13 protein-coding genes and 1 other annotated feature are annotated in these 15,462 nt (G+C 39.3%); all 13 genes read left to right on the top strand.

Going from position 1 to position 15,462, the window contains the following annotated elements; translation table 11 throughout:
* Nucleotides 1–262 precede the first annotated feature (262 nt).
* The 13 genes from rpmG (at nucleotide 263) to fusA (ending at nucleotide 15,348) form a co-directional block, all read left to right on the top strand.
* Complete coding sequence (gene rpmG, locus F8153_RS13460; protein ID WP_151866879.1) at nucleotides 263–412, top strand: 50S ribosomal protein L33; 150 nt, start codon at nucleotides 263–265, stop codon at nucleotides 410–412.
* A 42-nt stretch (nucleotides 413–454) separates the two neighbouring features.
* Complete coding sequence (gene secE, locus F8153_RS13465; protein WP_151866880.1) at nucleotides 455–670, top strand: preprotein translocase subunit SecE; 216 nt, start codon at nucleotides 455–457, stop codon at nucleotides 668–670.
* Between the two features lie 58 nt (nucleotides 671–728).
* Nucleotides 729–1,247, top strand: a complete 519-nt coding sequence (gene nusG, locus F8153_RS13470; protein ID WP_151866881.1) for a transcription termination/antitermination protein NusG — start codon at nucleotides 729–731, stop codon at nucleotides 1,245–1,247.
* A gap of 79 nt (nucleotides 1,248–1,326) precedes the next feature.
* The gene (gene rplK, locus F8153_RS13475) at nucleotides 1,327–1,752 is read left to right on the top strand and encodes a 50S ribosomal protein L11 (protein ID WP_151866882.1); all 426 of its coding nucleotides are present in this window, start codon (nucleotides 1,327–1,329) and stop codon (nucleotides 1,750–1,752) included.
* A 58-nt stretch (nucleotides 1,753–1,810) separates the two neighbouring features.
* Nucleotides 1,811–2,509, top strand: coding sequence for a 50S ribosomal protein L1 (gene rplA / locus F8153_RS13480; protein ID WP_151866883.1), 699 nt, complete (start codon nucleotides 1,811–1,813; stop codon nucleotides 2,507–2,509).
* Between the two features lie 63 nt (nucleotides 2,510–2,572).
* Nucleotides 2,573–2,705, top strand: a sequence feature (ribosomal protein L10 leader region).
* A 44-nt stretch (nucleotides 2,706–2,749) separates the two neighbouring features.
* Entirely contained in the window at nucleotides 2,750–3,250 is a 501-nt protein-coding gene (rplJ, locus tag F8153_RS13485) for a 50S ribosomal protein L10 (protein WP_151866884.1), read from the top strand.
* Nucleotides 3,251–3,404: 154 nt separating this feature from the next.
* Nucleotides 3,405–3,770, top strand: a complete 366-nt coding sequence (gene rplL, locus F8153_RS13490) for a 50S ribosomal protein L7/L12 (RefSeq protein ID WP_151866885.1) — start codon at nucleotides 3,405–3,407, stop codon at nucleotides 3,768–3,770.
* 523 nt (nucleotides 3,771–4,293) lie between these two features.
* Entirely contained in the window at nucleotides 4,294–8,016 is a 3,723-nt protein-coding gene (rpoB, locus tag F8153_RS13495) for a DNA-directed RNA polymerase subunit beta (protein ID WP_151866886.1), read from the top strand.
* A 57-nt stretch (nucleotides 8,017–8,073) separates the two neighbouring features.
* Nucleotides 8,074–11,610, top strand: coding sequence for a DNA-directed RNA polymerase subunit beta' (rpoC, locus tag F8153_RS13500; protein WP_151866887.1), 3,537 nt, complete (start codon nucleotides 8,074–8,076; stop codon nucleotides 11,608–11,610).
* Between the two features lie 162 nt (nucleotides 11,611–11,772).
* Nucleotides 11,773–12,015: a ribosomal L7Ae/L30e/S12e/Gadd45 family protein gene (locus F8153_RS13505; protein WP_151866888.1), complete on the top strand. Its 243-nt coding sequence runs from the start codon at nucleotides 11,773–11,775 to the stop codon at nucleotides 12,013–12,015.
* A 92-nt stretch (nucleotides 12,016–12,107) separates the two neighbouring features.
* Nucleotides 12,108–12,542, top strand: coding sequence for a 30S ribosomal protein S12 (gene rpsL / locus F8153_RS13510; protein WP_151866889.1), 435 nt, complete (start codon nucleotides 12,108–12,110; stop codon nucleotides 12,540–12,542).
* A 174-nt stretch (nucleotides 12,543–12,716) separates the two neighbouring features.
* Nucleotides 12,717–13,187, top strand: coding sequence for a 30S ribosomal protein S7 (gene rpsG, locus F8153_RS13515; RefSeq protein ID WP_151866890.1), 471 nt, complete (start codon nucleotides 12,717–12,719; stop codon nucleotides 13,185–13,187).
* A gap of 88 nt (nucleotides 13,188–13,275) precedes the next feature.
* On the top strand, nucleotides 13,276–15,348 hold the full coding sequence (gene fusA / locus F8153_RS13520) for an elongation factor G (RefSeq protein WP_151866891.1): 2,073 nt from the start codon (nucleotides 13,276–13,278) through the stop codon (nucleotides 15,346–15,348).
* The last annotated feature ends 114 nt before the right edge of the window (nucleotides 15,349–15,462 follow it).

A 15,462-nucleotide genomic window follows, 5' to 3' on the forward strand; every position in this document is an offset into this window, starting at 1 on the left:
TGCCAGCATTATAGAGTAATTATATTAAAGCTAACATACTAAGGGGACTAGGATGGCCTAGTCCCTTGCAAGTGATTATCCCGTTATAGGTGGTCAAAAACCAGCATTTTAAAGGTTGGAGCCATGATTCTATATAAGGGAAATTTATATTGACATAAAAATAAAAGTATGATAGATTTTATTAGGTAACCATTATATAATAAGAGCGACCTATGCTTTGATGTATAGAGCAATCATATCGGCTTTTTAGGAGGTGTAACAATTGAGAGTTAAAATTACATTGGCTTGTACAGAGTGTAAGCAGAGAAATTATAATACGACTAAGAATAAGAAAAACAATCCTGATAGAATGGAAATGAAGAAGTATTGCAAGTTCTGTAAAACCCATACTGATCACAAGGAAACAAAATAGTGAATCATTAAAGAAAAAGTTGTTAAAGGATGTGAATGATAAATGAGCACCCCTGCAAATACTAATAAAGAAAACTCAAGAAACATTGGTAGATATTTTAAAGGTGTAAAGTCTGAGTTAAAAAAGGTTAATTGGCCCAATCGTAAGGAGCTGACAAACCATACTACTATAGTAATTGTAGTTTCCTTAGCTGCAGCTGCTTTATTGTGGGTTCTTGATACTACCTTTGGTTTCGGCTTAAACTTTATTATTAAGTAACAAATATAGATCAAAGGAGGGGAGCGGTATCTATTGATACAATAGGTGCCCCTTAATTATGGATCAAGTTGCAAAATGGTATGTTGTCCATACCTATTCTGGTCATGAAAAAAAAGTAATGGTGAACATCGAAAAGATGGTTGAAAACAGAGGTATGGAAGATTTAATTGTTGAAGTAAAGGTTCCAACTGAAGAGACGGTAGAAATCAAAAATGGCAAGAAAAAGATTAAGGAAACCAAGCTGTTTCCAGGCTATGTCCTTGTTAAAATGATTATGACCGATGAAACTTGGTATTTAGTTCGAAATACCCGAGGTGTAACGGGATTCGTTGGACCTAGCTCAAAGCCAATTCCTTTAACAGATAAAGAAGTAAGGGATATGGGAGTAGAAGAGATTCGTCATGAAATTAATATGAAGGTTGGAGACTCAGTTCGAGTGATTTCAGGACCTTTTGAAAGCTTTATTGGCTCCATTGAGTATATTAATATGGAGAAACAAACCTTTAAAGTTAGAATTTCTATGTTTGGAAGGGAAACCCCTGTTGAATTGGAATTCTATCAAGTTCAAGCACTATAATTGCTTTTTAAGATGCAAATAATTCTATATATTACTTAAAGGTCTTACAAAGCACTAATTTTAAGGAGGTGTAAAGAAGATGGCAAAGAAAATAGTAGGTCAAATTAAGCTTCAAATTCCTGCAGGCAAAGCTACTCCAGCACCACCAGTTGGTCCAGCACTAGGTCAACACGGTGTTAATATAATGGGTTTCTGTAAAGAATTCAATGCAAAGACTGCAGATCAAGCTGGATTAATTATTCCAGTTGTTATTTCTGTTTATCAAGATAGATCCTATACCTTCATCACTAAAACTCCACCAGCTGCAGTTTTAATTAAGAAGGCTATTGGTATTGAAAGTGGATCTGGAGAACCAAACAAAAAGAAAGTTGCTAAGATAACCAAAGCTAAAATCAGAGAAATTGCAGAATTAAAGATGCCTGATTTAAATGCTGCATCCATTGAGACTGCCATGAGCATGATCGCAGGAACAGCTAGAAGTATGGGCGTTGTAGTTGAAGAGTAGGTAAATTGGTGGGAGGTTTCTCGCTAAAAACCGTTAATACCACAAGGAGGTTAAAAAAATGCCAAAAAGAGGTAAAAAGTATCAAGAGGCTAGAAAGCTAGTTGATAATACGAAATTATATGATGTTAAAGATGCTGTTGAATTGGTTAAGAAAACAGCAGTAGCTAAATTCGATGAGACAGTTGAAGCCCACATCAAACTTGGAGTTGATTCAAGACATGCTGATCAACAGGTAAGGGGCGCTATCGTTTTACCCCATGGAACTGGAAAAACTTCTAAAATTCTTGTTTTCGCAAAGGGTGAGAAGGCTACAGAAGCAACCAATGCCGGGGCCGATTATGTAGGCGCTGAGGATATGGTTACAAAAATCCAATCAGAAAACTGGTTCGATTTCGATGTAGTAGTTGCAACACCTGATATGATGGGGGTTGTTGGTAGATTGGGTAGAGTGTTAGGTCCTAAGGGATTAATGCCAAACCCTAAATCTGGAACAGTTACCTTTGACGTTGAAAGGGCTGTGAAAGAAATTAAAGCAGGTAAAGTAGAATACAGATTAGATAAAACCAATATCATCCACGTTCCTATTGGAAAGGCTTCCTTTGAAGATGATAAGCTGACAGAAAACTTTAAGACATTGCTAGAAGCAATTGTAAAGGCTAAGCCAGCAGCAGCAAAGGGTCAATATCTAAGAAGTGTTACAGTAACCAGCACAATGGGACCTGGAATAAAGGTAAACCCTGCTAAAATCACTGAATAATTTTATCATTGGTATATAAAGGCTATTGACAACAATAGACTCCTTTGATAAACTTAGTAAAGTTAAGAGTTGAATATTTTGCCACAGAAAGTAGGTGCTTTTAAGCTTAAATATCCTACCGAGGCTTCTGATAAATGCGAATGCAATTACAAGGCCTCCTTATGCTACCATAGTGGAGGCCTTTTATATTAGATACGGCAAAATATCCTGAAGACTACCATGAAGGAGGTGGACATTCATATGTCAAAGGCAATTGAAATGAAAAAAGAAACTGTAGCAGAGATTACAGAAAAGCTACAAAAAGCCACAGCTGCCATTTTGGTAGATTACCGCGGTCTAAAGGTGGAGGAAGTAACAGAGCTTAGAACCAAATTTAGAGAAGCGGGTATAGAGTATAAGGTATATAAGAATACCTTAATGCGCAGAGCTGCTGAAAATGCAGGAATGGAAGAACTAGTTAAGGAATTAGTTGGACCAAACGCTGTTGCCCTTAGCTATGATGATCCCGTTGCTCCAGCTAAGATTGCTGATAGCTTCGCAAAGGATCATAAAAAATTAGAGCTTAGAGTTGGAATGGTAGAAGGGGTCTTCTATAATGAGGCACAGTTAAAGGAACTAGCTACTGTACCATCAAGAGAAGTACTTATTGCTAAATTACTTGGCAGCTTAAAGGCTCCAGTATCAAACTTCGCTTATCTTGTTAAGGCTATTGCTGAGAAGAAGGAAGCAGAAGGTGCTTAATTTTAAGTAGATGACCAAATCTTTGATTTGTGTCAGTCGCTTAGCTGGGAATTTGACATGAAATTTCATAATAACATATCAATATTTCACGACAAATTAATCAGCAACCATAAAAATAACTAATAATTAATAGAAATTATCGGAGGTGCTTGTAATGACAATTGAACAAATTTTAGAAGCTATTGAGAATATGAAGGTTTTAGAGTTAAACGAATTGGTAAAGGCAGCAGAAGAGAAGTTTGGCGTATCTGCAGCGGCTCCTGTAGCAATTGCAGGTGGAGCAGTAGCAGGTGCAGAAGCTGAAGAGCAAACTGAGTTCGATGTAATCCTTGACAACCCAGGTGCATCAAAAATCAATGTAATCAAAGTTGTTAGAGAGCTTACTGGCCTTGGCTTAAAAGAAGCTAAAGAAGTAGTAGACAATGCTCCTAAGGCATTAAAAGAAGGTATTGCTAAAGAAGAGGCAGAAGCTATTAAAGCTAAGCTAGAAGAAGCAGGAGCTTCAGTAACTGTTAAGTAATAAAAATTAATACTCAGCAGACGGTTAAAGGCCCATAGAGCCATAGAGGAAAACCCAGAATCATAACGCATTTATCATCCGTTAGATTACTGGGTTTTCACAGCAAGTAATATTGGCTTTTAAACCGTCTGAAAAGGGACTCCAGACAACTGGAGTACCTTTTTATGTATTTTTGCAAATAAAAAAGCCCCTTGTGGAAAAAGGGACAAATGATAACTTTCGTACATTCATTATATAATAAAAGCTAAAAAAATTAAAGGTTTATTTATGCAAAAAGCAATAAATAGCTATAGAAGAAAATATTTACAAGTAAATGCATGTTGTGATATAATTATATATTGCATTAAACTGTTTATACACCATGTAAATATAACCAAGTAATGTATATTTTATACTATTCATGTCAATAGTATAAAATGCATTTTGAAAAAACCAAAAGCTCAGATACGCTTTTGGGTATTTGCATTCAAAAGTTTTGAGTTATTTGCTTTATAATACCTTATGTTTAAGGAGTGAATTTAAAATGCCACATCCTGTTCAAGTTGGTAAGAAAACCAGAATGAGCTATTCAGTAATCGATGAAGTATTGGACATACCAAACTTAATCGAGCTACAAAAAAGATCCTACCAGTGGTTTCTAGACGAAGGCCTTCATGAAGTATTCAGTGACGTATCCCCAATTGAAGATTATACTGGAAATCTAATTTTAGAATTTGTTGATTACTATTTAGAAGAAACGCCTAAATATGATGTTGAAGAGTCTAAGGAAAGGGATGTAACCTATGCAGCACCCCTTAAGGCAAAGGTGCGTCTAATCAACAAAGAGACTGGTGAAGTAAAAGAGCAAGAAGTTTTCATGGGAGATTTCCCTTTAATGACAGATACCGGTACCTTTATCATAAATGGTGCTGAGAGGGTAATTGTTAGCCAATTGGTACGTTCCCCAGGGGTATACTACGGTAGAGAAATTGATAAAACAGGTAAATCTTTATATTCAGCCACTGTTATCCCTAATAGAGGTGCGTGGTTAGAGTATGAAAGTGATTCCAATGACGTAATATCCGTGAGAATTGACCGAACCCGTAAGCAACCAGTTACCGTATTATTAAGGGCTCTAGGCTATGGTACCGATGAGCAAATAAAGGACCTTCTAGGGGAAGATGAGCGATTACTGGCTACTCTAGAAAAGGATAACACCAAAAGTGTTGAAGAGGGTCTGCTGGAGATTTATAAGAGATTAAGACCTGGTGAGCCACCAACTGTGGAAAATGCCAGATCTCTATTAAATACGCTGTTTTTCGACCCTAAAAGATATGATTTAGCCAAAGTGGGACGATATAAGTTCAATAAGAAGCTATCCATAGCCAATAGGATTATGGGTAAAAAGGCTGCTTCAAACATAATTGATCAAACCACCGGCGAAGTTTTAATAGAAGAAGGAAAGAAGATTGATAGAGAAACCTCCTTAGCAATTCAAGACTCTGGTATCAATGAGGTGTTGGTATATTCAGAGGAAAACAAGGTTGTTAAGGTAATTGGTAATCATTTTGTCAATATTAAAAACCATGTATCCTTTGATATAAAAGAACTAAGAATAAAGGAAAGGGTATTCTATCCTGTATTAAAAGAAATTCTAGATACCTTCCAGAATGAAGATGAGATCCGAGAAGCTATTAAAGAGCGATATAGAGAGCTTATCCCTAAGCATATCATCGTTTCTGATATTATTGCTTCAATAAACTATAATTTTAATCTATCCCATGAGATCGGTAATGTGGATGATATAGACCACCTAGGGAATAGAAGACTTCGTTCAGTAGGAGAGCTTCTACAAAATCAGTTTAGAATTGGTATATCCCGTATGGAGCGTGTTGTAAAGGAAAGGATGACCATTCAAGACGTTGATTTAGTAACTCCCCAGGCTTTAATTAATATTCGACCTGTGGCTGCCTCTATAAAAGAGTTCTTTGGTAGCTCCCAGTTATCTCAATTTATGGATCAAACCAATCCGCTGGCTGAGCTAACAAACAAAAGAAGACTATCGGCTCTAGGACCAGGAGGTCTTTCAAGGGAAAGGGCAGGCTTTGAGGTTCGGGACGTTCATCAATCCCACTACGGCCGTATGTGTCCAATCGAGACTCCAGAGGGTCCAAATATCGGTCTTATCAACAACCTAAGTACCTATGCTAGAGTTAATGAATATGGTTTTATAGAATCTCCCTACAGAAAGGTAGATAAAAAACGGAACTTAGTAACCAGCACTATAGAGTACTTAACAGCTGACGAAGAGGATTTATTTATTATTGCACAGGCCAACGAACCTCTTGATGAAGAGGGTAGATTCGTAAATAAACGTGTAACCTCTAGAACTCGATTTGGGGGTATAGATATTGTTCCCTATGAAGAGGTAGATTACATGGACGTATCTCCAAAGCAGGTGGTTTCAGTTGCTACTGCAATGATTCCCTTCCTAGAGAACGATGATGCCAACCGTGCTCTTATGGGATCCAACATGCAACGTCAGGCAGTTCCTTTATTAATAACCGATGCACCAATTATCGGTACAGGAATGGAATATAAAGCTGCAATCGACTCAGGGGTTGTTGTGGTTGCCAAGAATGACGGTGTAGTTGATAAGGTATCGGCAAAGGAAGTTGTTATTAAGAAGGCTGATGGACAGAAGGACTACTATAGGCTTCTTAAGTTCAAACGTTCCAATCAAGGAACCTGTATCAATCAAAGGCCTATTGTAAGTAAGGGTGAGGTTATCAAAGAAGGAGAAGTAATTGCTGATGGACCTTCAACGGATCATGGTGAAATAGCCCTAGGAAGAAACTGCTTAATTGGTTTTATGACTTGGGAAGGTTACAACTATGAGGATGCTATACTAATCAATGAAAAGCTTGTAAAAGAGGATGCGTTAACCTCAATTCATATAGAGGAGTATGAAGCCGAAGCAAGGGACACTAAGCTAGGCCCAGAAGAGATTACAAGGGATATCCCCAATGTTGGTGAAGATGCCCTGAAGGATCTTGATGAAAGAGGGATTATTCGAGTAGGTGCTGAGGTTAATTCTGGTGATATTTTGGTGGGTAAGGTAACACCAAAGGGTGAAACGGAATTAACCGCTGAAGAAAGGCTTTTAAGGGCTATCTTCGGTGAAAAGGCCAGGGAGGTTAGAGATACATCCCTCAAGGTTCCCCATGGTGAATCGGGAATCATCGTAGATATAAAAGTATTTAATCGTGAAAATGGAGATGAGCTTCCTCCAGGTGTAAATGAAATGGTTAGGGTATATATCGCCAAGAAGCGTAAGATTAATGTTGGTGATAAAATGGCCGGCCGTCATGGTAATAAAGGGGTTATTTCAAGGGTTCTGCCAGAGGAGGATATGCCTTTCCTAGCAGATGGAACACCTCTAGAAATCGTGTTAAACCCACTGGGGGTACCATCCCGTATGAATATCGGCCAGGTACTTGAGGTTCATTTAGGACTTGCAGCCAAGGCCCTAGGCTGGAAGGTTGCTACACCGGTTTTCGATGGTGCAAATGAATACCATATAATGGATGCCCTTGAAGATGCTGGTTACCCAAGAAGCGGTAAGCTTACCCTTTATGATGGAAGAACTGGAGAAGCCTTCGACAATCCAGTTACTGTTGGCTATATGTATATGCTTAAGTTGCATCATCTAGTTGACGATAAAATCCATGCCAGAAGTACTGGACCCTATTCTTTGGTTACCCAACAGCCATTGGGTGGTAAAGCCCAATTCGGAGGACAGAGATTTGGAGAGATGGAGGTTTGGGCCCTAGAGGCTTACGGTGCTGCCCATACCCTTCAAGAACTCTTAACTGTTAAATCCGATGATGTTGTGGGAAGGGTTAAGACCTACGAATGTATCGTAAAGGGTGAAAATATTCCAGAACCAGGGGTACCAGAATCCTTTAAAGTTTTAATTAAAGAGCTTCAGAGCTTATGCCTTGACGTTAAGGTATTAACTGAAGAAGATACTGAAATTGAAATCAAAGAGTCAATTGAAGATGATTCCAGCGAGTTAAGTATGGAGCATACAGACCTTGGTCCAGACATTATGCCGGAGGATGAAGAAGCTGTTGATGATACAAATGATGACGATGATGATACAGTAGAAATCGACTATATTTCTGAGGAAGATTTTGAACCATCAGGGTTCCAGGAAGAATATGTAGATGAAATGGATGATTATGATGACGATGATTTCAATTGATAGTTGTTTAAGCTGTTGCGGGAGCTTATTAGACTATAGGGAAGGGAGCGATACTCCTTGTACGAATTAAATAACTTTGAATCAATTCAAATTTCACTGGCATCTCCAGAGAAAATTCGACAATGGTCGAAGGGAGAGGTCAAAAAGCCAGAAACCATAAATTATAGGACATTAAAGCCTGAAAAGGAAGGACTTTTCTGTGAAAAGATCTTTGGTCCAACAAAGGACTGGGAATGTCATTGTGGTAAGTATAAAAGAGTTAGATATAAGGGTGTAATTTGTGATCGTTGTGGAGTTGAGGTTACAAAATCTAAGGTAAGAAGAGAAAGAATGGGCCATATAGAGCTGGCAGCACCAGTTTCTCATATTTGGTACTTTAAAGGAATACCAAGTAGAATGGGCTTGCTACTGGATATGTCTCCAAGATCCTTAGAGAAGGTCCTTTACTTTGCCGCCTATATCGTAATAGATCCAGGTGAAACACCATTATCAGAGAAGCAGATTCTTACTGAAAAGGAGCATAGTGAAGCCATTGAAAAGTATGGCCACAGGTTCCAAGCTGCAATGGGAGCAGAAGCAATTAAGGAATTGCTAGATAAAATAGACCTACAGCAATTGAGCAAAGAGTTAAAGTATAAGCTGAAGGAAAGTACAGGACAAAAAAGAGTTAGAACCATCCGTCGTTTAGAGGTTGTTGAGGCCTTTAGGTTATCAAAAAATAAGCCAGAATGGATGATTCTCGATGTAATTCCTGTGATTCCTCCAGATCTTAGACCAATGGTTCAGCTGGATGGTGGAAGATTCGCCACCTCTGACCTAAATGACTTGTATCGAAGAGTAATTAACAGAAACAATAGATTAAAGAGACTTCTAGACCTTGGAGCCCCGGACATTATTGTAAGAAATGAAAAAAGGATGCTACAAGAGGCAGTAGATGCTTTAATAGATAATGGTAGAAGGGGTAAACCTGTAACCGGACCTGGTAACCGTCCCCTAAAATCCTTATCCGACATGCTGAAGGGTAAGCAGGGTCGTTTTAGACAGAATCTTCTTGGTAAGCGTGTAGACTATTCTGGTCGTTCCGTTATCGTTGTTGGCCCAGAACTTAAATTCTATCAATGTGGTCTTCCAAAGAAAATGGCATTAGAGTTGTTTAAGCCCTTTGTTATGAAGAAGCTTGTAGAAGAGAACTATGCCCACAATATTAAGAGCGCTAAGAGAATGGTTGAAAAGGTAAAGGGAGAGGTTTGGGACGTATTGGAGGAGGTTATTAGTGAACATCCAGTTCTGCTAAACCGTGCTCCAACCCTTCACAGACTAGGAATACAAGCCTTTGAGCCAATTCTAGTTGAAGGTAAAGCAATTAAACTTCATCCATTGGTGTGTACAGCTTATAATGCCGACTTCGATGGTGACCAAATGGCAGTCCACGTTCCATTATCCGTTGAAGCACAAGCTGAGGCTAGATTCTTAATGCTGGCTCCTAATAACATCCTAGCTCCAAAGGATGGTCAGCCAATCACCACCCCTACACAGGATATGGTTCTAGGTAGCTACTACTTAACCATCGAGGTGGAAGGTGCTAAGGGTGAAGGGATGATTTTTAAGGATTTTGATGAAATGCTTATGGCCTATGGCAATGGAGTAGTTGATTTACATGCGAAGGTTAAAGTTCGTAGAAGATTAAATAAAGAGGATAGAGGGAAGCTTGTTGAAAGTACCGTTGGAAGATTTATCTTCAACGAAAAAATCCCCCAAAGCTTAGGCTTTGTTGATAGAAGCAAGGATTTATATAGCCTAGAGGTTGATTTCCTTTGTGATAAGAAGGCCCTTGGTAAGGTAATCGATAAATGCTTTAGAAAGCATGGAAACACCCTTACATCCATTATGCTAGACTATATTAAGTCTATGGGCTTTAAGTTCTCCACCAGAGGAGCTGTTACTATAGCAGTAAGCGATATGGATATACCGAAGGAAAAGGCTGAATACATCTCTATTGCAGAAGAGAAGGTAGATAAATATGAAAAGGCTTATCGTCGTGGATTAATCTCTGATGAAGAGAGATATGAAAAGGTTATAGAAACCTGGACTGAAACCACTGAGAAGGTTACCGATGCCCTAATGGCAGGTTTAGATAAGCTTAATAACGTATTTATCATGGCCCATTCAGGTGCAAGGGGTAGTAAAAACCAGATTAGACAGCTGGGCGGTATGAGGGGTCTTATGGCCAATGCAACAGGAAGAACTGTGGAAATACCCATTAAGTCAAACTTTCGTGAAGGCTTAACGGTATTAGAGTACTTTACATCCACCCACGGTGCTCGTAAAGGTCTTGCAGATACAGCCCTTAGAACGGCCGACTCTGGATATCTTACTCGAAGACTTGTTGATGTTAGTCAGGATGTTATCATCCGGGAAATAGACTGTAAAACAGATGAAGGGGTTACTGCAGCAGCCTTTAAAGATGGCAATGAGGTTATAGAAGAGCTATTTGATAGACTTGTTGGAAGACACGCCCTTGAGGATATTATACATCCAGAAACAAAAGAGGTAATGGTTGCCGCAGGAAATCTAATAGATGAAGACTTAGCTGAAGCAATCGTTGCTGCTGGTATAGAGAAGGTTAAAATCAGATCGATACTAACCTGTCAAACAAAGCATGGTGTGTGTAGTACCTGCTATGGTAGAAACCTGGCAACTGGTGAAGAGGTGAAGGTAGGAGAGGCTGTTGGTATTATTGCAGCTCAATCCATCGGGGAGCCTGGAACCCAGCTTACAATGAGAACCTTCCATACCGGTGGTGTAGCTGGAGCAGATATTACCCAAGGTCTCCCAAGGGTTGAGGAGCTCTTTGAAGCTCGAAAACCAAAAGGTTTGGCCATCATCAGTGAAGTTGGAGGTAGAGTAGAGCAAAGTGAAAACCGTAAAAAGCGGGAGGTAACTATAGTAACTCCAGATGGTGAAAATGTAAGTTATACAATCCCCTACAGCTCTAGAGTTAAGGTTAAGGAAGGCCAAATAATAGAGGCCGGAGATGAGATCACTGAAGGTAGTGTTAATCCCCATGATATCTTAAGAATTAAGGGCGTTGACGGAGTTCAAGCCTATATCACTAAAGAGGTTCAAAGGGTATACCGTCTTCAGGGGGTTGATATCAATGATAAGCATATAGAGGTTATTGTACGTCAGATGCTTAATAGGGTGAAAATTGAAGAAGCAGGAGACACCGACCTATTGCCGGGTGCCCTTGAAGGAATTTTCTCTGTTGAAGAGGCCAATCGAAAAGCTCTAGAGGAGGGCCTTGAGCCAGCCACCTACAAACGGGTTTTACTAGGTATAACCAAAGCCTCCTTAGCAACGGAATCCTTCCTATCGGCTGCTTCCTTCCAGGAAACCACTAGAGTATTAACTGAAGCAGCAATTAAAGGCAAAGAGGATCATCTAATTGGTCTTAAGGAAAATGTAATAATTGGAAAGCTTATTCCCGCAGGAACAGGAATGAAGAAATACAAAAACATTGCTATTTCCACAGAGGGGCTGGATGAGGACGAAGATCCTATCGAAGAAATAGAAGATCCACTAGATCAAGAATAAAGTTGATGCCTAGGAAGGGGAGGAACCTTTCCTAGGCTTCAAATAAACAGTTGACACTGAAAATCTCCAGTGTTAAAATATTAAAGTGTGTTATGAAGTTGACTTTTTTATCTTCCGGGGACTTTTGATACACTTCGGAAATTTAAAAAGGGAGGAAACTTGATGTTAGAAATTTTGCAGCATGAAAATAAGACCATCGGCATAAAGGAAACCGCTAAGGCTTTAAAGCATGATAAGGTTAGGACCCTTTATGTGGCAGAGGACGCTGAAGCTCACCTTGTGGAAAACTTAGTTGAATTAGCCCGGTCCAAGAGCATTGAAATTATCTATATTGATTCTATGAAGAAGCTGGGTAAGGCTTGTCAAATTGATGTAGGTGCAGCAGTAGCGGCAGTTTTAATCTAAACCATTCACACAGCTAGGAATAGACAATTTATCTTTTATAGGATAAATGTTTTTCTATGTATAAAGATCTATATTGGAAGGAGGTGCAATGGATGCCAACTATTAGCCAGTTAGTTCGTAAGGGTAGAAAAGAAGTAGCTTATAAATCAACAGCTCCCGCTCTACAAAAGGGTTTTAACTCTTTGTCCAGAACAGCAACTGATCAAAGCGCGCCACAAAAAAGAGGTGTTTGTACTTCTGTAAAAACTGTTACTCCTAAAAAGCCTAACTCAGCCTTAAGAAAGGTTGCAAGGGTAAGACTAACAAACGGTATTGAGGTAACTGCCTATATCCCAGGAATAGGTCACAACCTTCAGGAACACAGTGTTGTTCTTATTAGAGGAGGAAGGGTAAAGGACTTACCAGGTGTTAGATACCATATTGTTAGAGGTTCTTTAGATACCGCTGGAGTAGCCAACAGAATGCAAAGTAGATCAAAGTATGGTGCCAAGAGACCAAAGGCAGGTAAGACTGCTGCTAAGAAATAGGAAAAGACGGAGCGATAATGCATATAGATCACTACCCCCCCTTTTCAGTATCTCAGTTTTACAAGGAGATGCTAGGGGGGTTTGAAATGATAAGGCATTTATAAGCGCACCACGGCAGTTAAAAACTGTCGAGTACCTATGAACAAATTATTCATTATTGAGGAGGGAAGTAAAGTGCCAAGAAAAGGAAATGTACCAAAAAGAGAAGTTTTACCAGATCCAATGCACGGTAGTAAGGTTGTAGCAAAACTAATCAACGCTATTATGCTGGATGGTAAAAAGGGTACTGCACAAAAAATTGTGTACGATGCCTTTGATATGATTAAGGAAAAAACAGGCCAAGAACCAGTAGAGGTTTTTGATAAGGCCATGAACAATATCATGCCAGTACTTGAAGTAAAGGCAAGACGTGTTGGTGGTTCTAACTACCAGGTACCTGTTGAAGTAAGACCTGAAAGAAGACAGACATTAGGCTTAAGATGGTTGGTAACCTACTCTAGAAAAAGAGGAGAGAAGGGTATGACCGAAAGGCTTGCAAAGGAAATCATGGATGCAGCCAATAATGTAGGTGCTTCTGTTAAGAAGAGAGAAGATACACACAAAATGGCTGAAGCCAACAAGGCATTTGCTCACTATAGATGGTAAGATAATGTTTAACTCAACATTATTTGGATATGCTATTTAGAGTAAGAATCAAATGCGATTGTTTGTGATTTTGGAAGGAGGATAATTAGTGCCTAGGCAGTTTCCACTAGAAAAAACCAGGAATATCGGTATCATGGCCCACATCGATGCCGGTAAGACTACAACTACAGAGAGAATTCTGTTCTATTCCGGTAGAACCCGTAAGTTAGGTGAAACCCATGAGGGAGCATCCCAAATGGACTGGATGGAGCAGGAAAAAGAAAGAGGAATAACCATTACTTCGGCTGCAACTACTTGTCAATGGCTTGACCATAGAATCAACATCATAGATACACCAGGACACGTGGACTTCACAGTTGAAGTTGAACGTTCATTAAGGGTTCTTGATGGTTCAGTAGCAGTATTCTGTGCTAAGGGCGGAGTAGAGCCCCAGTCTGAAACCGTATGGAGACAAGCAGATAAGTATCATGTTCCAAGAATGGCCTTTGTTAATAAAATGGACATTTTAGGTGCAGATTTTAATCAAGCAGTTGAAATGATGAAAACCAGACTTGGTGCCAATGCAGTGCCAATTCAATTACCAATTGGTGCAGAGGATACCTTTAAAGGGATTATTGATTTAGTAAAAAACAAAGCCTTTATGTATATGGATGACCTTGGACAAAATATCGAAGAGGTAGAAATTCCAGATAATATGAAGGAAGAAGCAGCTGCAGCTAGAGAAAAACTTATGGAGGCCGTTGCTGAAACAGATGAAGAATTAATGATGAAGTATCTTGAAGGGGAAGAACTTACTGAAGAGGAAGTTGTTGCAGGTATCAGAAGAGGTACTATAAATGTACAAATGACTCCTGTACTATGCGGATCATCCTATAAAAACAAAGGGGTTCAAAGACTTCTTGATGCGATTGTTGCATATATGCCAGCTCCAACGGATATACCAGCTATTAAGGGTATTTCTGCAGATACAGAAGAAGAAATCGAAAGACATGCAGATGATTCTGAACCTTTTGCAGCCCTAGCCTTTAAAATTATGGCTGACCCTTATGTAGGAAAGCTTGCTTTCTTTAGGGTTTACTCAGGTAGGCTTGAATCAGGCTCCTATGTATTAAACTCTACTAAGGGTAAGAAGGAAAGAATCGGACGTATTCTTCAGATGCATGCCAATACAAGGGAAGAAATTAGTGAAGTATATGCTGGAGATATCGCTGCAGCAGTTGGTTTAAAGGATACTACAACAGGTGATACTCTGTGTCATCCAGACCATGCAGTTATTCTTGAGTCAATGGAATTCCCTGAGCCTGTTATTTCAGTAGCCATCGAACCTAAAACAAAGGCTGGTCAAGAAAAAATGGGTATCGCTTTACAAAAGCTGGCAGAGGAAGACCCTACCTTCAGAACCTATACCAATGAAGAAACAGGCCAGACGATTATTGCTGGTATGGGAGAACTTCACTTGGAAATCATCGTTGATAGAATGATGAGGGAGTTTAAGGTTGAAGCCAATGTAGGTAAGCCTCAAGTTGCATATAAAGAAACCATTACCCAAATGGTTGAAGTTGAAGGTAAGTACGCACGTCAATCAGGTGGTAGAGGTCAATACGGTCATTGTAAAATCCGTATGTATCCCCAAGAACCAGGTCAAGGCTATGCCTTTGATAATAAAATTGTTGGTGGTACCATTCCTAAGGAATATATCCCAGCAGTTGATGCCGGTATACAAGAGGCTATGGAGAATGGGGTCCTTGCTGGATACGAGGTTGTTGACTTTAGAGTAGAACTTTATGATGGTTCATACCACGATGTTGACTCTTCTGAAATGGCCTTCAAAATTGCAGGATCTATGGCATTTAAAGAAGGTATGAGAAAAGGTAAAGCTGTATTACTTGAGCCATATATGAAGGTAGAGGTAACTACTCCAGAGGATTATATGGGAGACGTAATTGGTGACCTGAACTCAAGACGTGGAAAGATTGAAGGAATGGAGCCAAGAACAGGCGGGGTTCAGGTTATTAAATCCTATGTGCCATTATCAGAAATGTTTGGCTACGCAACTGATCTTCGTTCTAAAACTCAAGGTAGAGCCACCTATTCAATGCACTTTGATCACTACGAGCAGGTTCCTGCAAGCATAGCAGAAAAGATTGTAACTGGTAAGTAATGAATTTTAAAAATAGAATAGTGATATTAATAATCTCTATTCTATTTACATAGATTCATTCAATAAAAATTAAATGATCTTATAATGGATTTAAGGAGGAGAAAAAATGGCAAA

This window comes from Alkaliphilus serpentinus (assembly GCF_009017255.1).
Classification (GTDB): Bacteria; Bacillota; Clostridia; order Peptostreptococcales; family Natronincolaceae; genus Alkaliphilus_D; species Alkaliphilus_D serpentinus.

Excerpts from the sequence above, each read along its gene's own strand:
- secE (WP_151866880.1), top strand. The coding sequence starts at position 455 with ATGAGCACCCCTGCAAATACTAATAAAGAAAACTCAAGAAACATTGGT.
- nusG (WP_151866881.1), top strand. The coding sequence starts at position 729 with ATGGATCAAGTTGCAAAATGGTATGTTGTCCATACCTATTCTGGTCAT.
- rplK (WP_151866882.1), top strand. The coding sequence starts at position 1,327 with ATGGCAAAGAAAATAGTAGGTCAAATTAAGCTTCAAATTCCTGCAGGC.
- rplA (WP_151866883.1), top strand. The coding sequence starts at position 1,811 with ATGCCAAAAAGAGGTAAAAAGTATCAAGAGGCTAGAAAGCTAGTTGAT.
- rplJ (WP_151866884.1), top strand. The coding sequence starts at position 2,750 with ATGTCAAAGGCAATTGAAATGAAAAAAGAAACTGTAGCAGAGATTACA.
- rplL (WP_151866885.1), top strand. The coding sequence starts at position 3,405 with ATGACAATTGAACAAATTTTAGAAGCTATTGAGAATATGAAGGTTTTA.
- rpoB (WP_151866886.1), top strand. The coding sequence starts at position 4,294 with ATGCCACATCCTGTTCAAGTTGGTAAGAAAACCAGAATGAGCTATTCA.
- F8153_RS13505 (WP_151866888.1), top strand. The coding sequence starts at position 11,773 with ATGTTAGAAATTTTGCAGCATGAAAATAAGACCATCGGCATAAAGGAA.
- rpsL (WP_151866889.1), top strand. The coding sequence starts at position 12,108 with ATGCCAACTATTAGCCAGTTAGTTCGTAAGGGTAGAAAAGAAGTAGCT.